The sequence below is a fragment of the Planomonospora algeriensis genome, assembly GCF_977012225.1.
The window spans coordinates 1-3,894 of sequence record NZ_CDRNDK010000532.1; the positions used below are offsets into that span (position 1 = coordinate 1).

Here is a 3,894-nt window from a genome sequence, read left to right on the forward strand (position 1 = left end):
CGGGGTGTGCGCGCCGGAGACTGCCTGGCGCTGCGCGGCGGGGAGCTGCCCTGCTCGGCGCGGGGCTGGTACGGCAAGGTGCTGGCGGTGGTCGGCGGGAAGGAGAGCTGTCCGGGCGGCGCGCTCGACGCGCTCGCGTCGGCGGCCGGGCGGTCGCCTGCCTGGGCGAGGGCGGCGGCGTGCTCTCCGTGGGCGACTGCGTGGTACGGCCCGCGGAGCGGCTGGTCAGCCGCCGGGCGCTCACCAGGACGCCGTGCGGTTCGCCGGAGGCCTGGGCCCGGGTGACGGCCAGGGCCGGCTCGAACGAGGGCTGCCCGGCCGGTTCGGACCGCTATCTGCGGGTGCGCGGGCCGGGGATTCCCCGTCCTGTGACCTGCCTGCGGCGAGTGGCACTGCACGGCTCCCCGTAGACTCGGGTCACGTGAGCCTGAGCATCGGCATCGTCGGATTGCCCAACGTCGGCAAGTCCACGCTTTTCAACGCGCTGACCAAGACCGCCAACGCCCTGGCGGCGAACTACCCGTTCGCCACCATCGAGCCCAACGTGGGCATCGTCGGCGTACCCGACCCGCGTCTGGAGAAGCTGGCCGAGATCTTCGGCTCCGCCAGGATCCTGCCCGCGAAGGTCGAGTTCGTCGACATCGCCGGCCTGGTCAAGGGCGCCTCCGAAGGCCAGGGCCGGGGTAACCAGTTCCTCGCCAACATCCGGGAGACCGACGCGATCTGCCAGGTCATCCGGGTCTTCAGCGATCCGGACGTGACCCACGTGGACGGCGCGGTCGCCCCCGAGCGCGACATCGAGACCATCAACACCGAGCTGATCCTGGCCGACCTGCAGACGCTGGAGAAGGCGATCCCGCGGCTGCAGAAGGAGGCGAGGACCAACAAGGACCGCAAGTCCGTGCTGGAGGCGGCCGAGGCCGCGGTCAAGCTGCTGGACGGCGGTACGACCCTGTACGCCGGGGCCAAGGGCGCCGGGATCGACCCGGCGGACCTGCGGGACCTGCACCTGCTGACCGGCAAGCCGTTCCTCTACGTCTTCAACCTCGACGCCGACGAACTGGTCGACACGGAGCTGCGCGACCGGCTCTCGGCGCTCGTCGCGCCGGCCGAGGCCGTCTTCCTGGACGCCAAGATCGAGTCCGAGCTGGTCGAGCTCTCCGACGAGGAGGCGCTGGAGCTGCTCCAGTCCGTCGGCCAGGAGGAGTCGGGCCTGGCGCAGCTCGCCCGGGTCGGCTTCGAGACCCTCGGCCTGCAGACCTACCTGACGGCGGGCCCCAAGGAGACGCGGGCCTGGACGATCCCCAAGGGCGCGACCGCCCCCGAGGCCGCCGGCGTCATCCACACCGACTTCCAGCGCGGTTTCATCAAGGCGGAGGTCGTCTCCTTCGACGACCTGGTGGAGGCGGGTTCCATCGCCGCGGCGCGGCAGGCGGGCAAGGCCCGCATCGAGGGCAAGGACTACGTGATGCGCGACGGCGACGTCGTGGAGTTCCGCTTCAACGTCTGATCATCCTCTCCGCGCTCGTCGCGGGCGTCTGAGCCTCCTCGGGGCGGGTGCGGTCCGGCAGGGCCGTGCCCGCCCTGTGCTTTGTCACCCTCCGTGAGGTTCTGTCCGGCAAATATGCAGGTCGGGACAGTCGGCGCGCTTTTTGGATAGCAATGGGTGGCGTTTGGGTAACCGAGGTGGGTGCTGGCCAGGAGGAACGTGCTTTGTCCGGCACGTCGGGAGAGACGAGGGGGCCCGAACGGTTCCAGACCCGGTTTGCTCAGTCCATACGATGACTGCAGCATGGGCGTGGTTTTCCTGGAAGAATCGGCGGGGCAGTTAAGGTAATCGCTTCACCATGGCTCACGGGGTCAGGAGTAATACGACACCGCGCCGGCCGGGGGGATCGGCGCGAGCGGAGGCGTGATGGCTCGAAGGTCAATCGTCCAGCAGGATCCTCGGATCGCTGGTGACCCTGAGCTTTCGGCATACCCGGGGGCGTCCGACGACCTCGACCTCGATTCCGCCCCGGTCCGGGGGCGGGGTGCGCCGCGTCGCGGCCGCTGGTCCGGAGGGGGAGGCCGCTGGCTGGTGTGGACCGGCCGCGTCATCCTCTGGGCGCTGATCGTGGTCATCCTGGTGAACGGCATTCGCGCACCTTTTGAGCGGTTTACCGGCGGAAATGCGAATACGGGCACAACGCCCGTTTCTGTCGATGCGGGATTCCCGACCACGAAGGCCACCTCCTTCGCCGGCCAGTTCGCGGCCGTCTACCTGAATTTCGACGCCGTGCGCACGGCGGAGCGGGCCGCGCGGCTGGCGCCCTTCCTGCCAGACGGGGCCGAGCCCCAGTTCGGCTGGGACGGCCTCGGGCGGATGAGCGCCGGGGCGATCCAGCCCTACGGCATCGAGGTCGCCGACGCGGAGAACGCCGTCGTGACGCTGGCGTTCCAGTCCGACGACCGCCGGCAGCTGCTGTCCGTCCCGGTCTTCCACGACAAGGAGACCGGGAGGTTCGTGGTCTCCGGGCGCCCGGGCATCCTGCCCGCGCCGACGCCGGCGGTCCTGCCGCCCGTCGCCGAGCCCGACCGCGACGAGGCCGCGGAGCAGGAGCTGCGCGCGCCTCTGGCCAACTTCTTCAAGGCCTACGCCGCCAGCGACACCGACTCTCTGCAGCAGTACGCCGCGGAGGGAGTCGTGCTCCAGGGGTTCGGCGGGTCCTTCGCCTTACTGGAGCTCAAGGACCTGCTCGTGCCGCTGACCACCGGCGCCACCAGGGAGGTGACCGCGACGGTGGTCTGGGGGGTGCCCTCGGGCGCGGGCCCGTCCGCCGGTCCCACGCCGAGCGACCCGGGGGGCGTGAGCGGCAGGCTGGAGCAGGCCTACGTCCTCACCGTGGTCAAGCAGGGCGACAAATGGTTCGTCCAGAGCATCCGGGGCGCCGGACGGTCCGTGGGGTGACGCATGATCGAATGGTGGCAGTCCGGAGTGAACAGACCCCCCTTGGTCGACGAGCCGGTGGTGAGGCGGTCGGCGCACCCGCGCCGCGGTCCCATGTCCGCCCGGCGCGTGCGGCCGTGAGCACGGAGGACGAGAAGTGACTCTGAAGACCATCCTGCTGAGTGTGATCGACTTCGCTCAGCAGCCGACCGGCCAGCCGACCGCTCCTCCGGCAGGTGTGAACACCGAGGGCCTGGCGGACTTCCTCCGCCGGTTCTTCGCCCCGCTCTTCCTCGTCATCGTCTCCGTGGTGGCCCTGTTCTTCCTGTTCACCCGTGAGATCACCAGGTTCGTCCAGTTCATCATCCTTGCCATCGCCATCGGCGTGATCTTCTACGTGCCCAACATCATCGAGGTGACGGCCAAGGCGATCGCGGGCGCTCTGGGCATCACGGGGAGCTGAGGCCGCGCGGCGGCGGCCGGACGACGAGAGGCGGAGAGGAGGAGCGCATGGACCTGCCCACTTATACCAATATCTGGCGGATCGAGAAGCGGCTCTACAAGCTGTACGACCTACGGCTGCCGATGCCGCTTCCGATCGTCTGGATCGGTGTGTTCGTGGGGGTGACGGCTCCGTGGTCGTTCCTGCTCGCGATGCTCGGCCTGCCCTTCGACGCTCCCTGGCACGTGGTCTACCTGGTGCCGCCGGGGGTGGTGACGTGGCTGTCCACCCGTCCGGTGATCGAGGGCAAGCGGCTCACCGAGCTGCTCCAGTCGCAGTCGCGCTATCTGGGGGAGCCGCGCACCTGGTGCCGGATGGCCCCCGCGGCGGAGCCCACGGAGATCACCCTCGTCGGCAGGGTCTGGCGGACGCTTCCGCAGCAGGCGGCGCCGGTCCGGGTCAAGGTCGCGCGCAGGGCCCGCCACGCCGCGCCGTCCAGGCGCGCCGCCGAGGCGTCCCGCAC

5 protein-coding genes are annotated in these 3,894 nt (G+C 70.2%); all 5 read left to right on the top strand.

Going from position 1 to position 3,894, the window contains the following annotated elements; translation table 11 throughout:
• On the top strand, positions 1–410 hold a 410-nt coding region (locus ACWJ6R_RS31835), incomplete at its 5' end, for an LppU/SCO3897 family protein (RefSeq protein ID WP_449065769.1).
• Positions 411–421: 11 nt separating this feature from the next.
• Complete coding sequence (gene ychF, locus ACWJ6R_RS31840) at positions 422–1,510, top strand: redox-regulated ATPase YchF (RefSeq protein ID WP_449065770.1); 1,089 nt, start codon at positions 422–424, stop codon at positions 1,508–1,510.
• Positions 1,511–1,915: 405 nt separating this feature from the next.
• A complete protein-coding gene (locus tag ACWJ6R_RS31845; RefSeq protein WP_449065771.1) occupies positions 1,916–2,950 on the top strand; it encodes a conjugal transfer protein in 1,035 nt (344 codons plus the stop codon).
• Positions 2,951–3,113: 163 nt separating this feature from the next.
• Positions 3,114–3,392, top strand: a complete 279-nt coding sequence (locus ACWJ6R_RS31850) for a hypothetical protein (protein ID WP_307827599.1) — start codon at positions 3,114–3,116, stop codon at positions 3,390–3,392.
• A gap of 47 nt (positions 3,393–3,439) precedes the next feature.
• Positions 3,440–3,894, top strand: a 455-nt coding sequence (locus ACWJ6R_RS31855; protein ID WP_449065772.1) for a conjugal transfer protein, incomplete at its 3' end; no start/stop codon positions are given.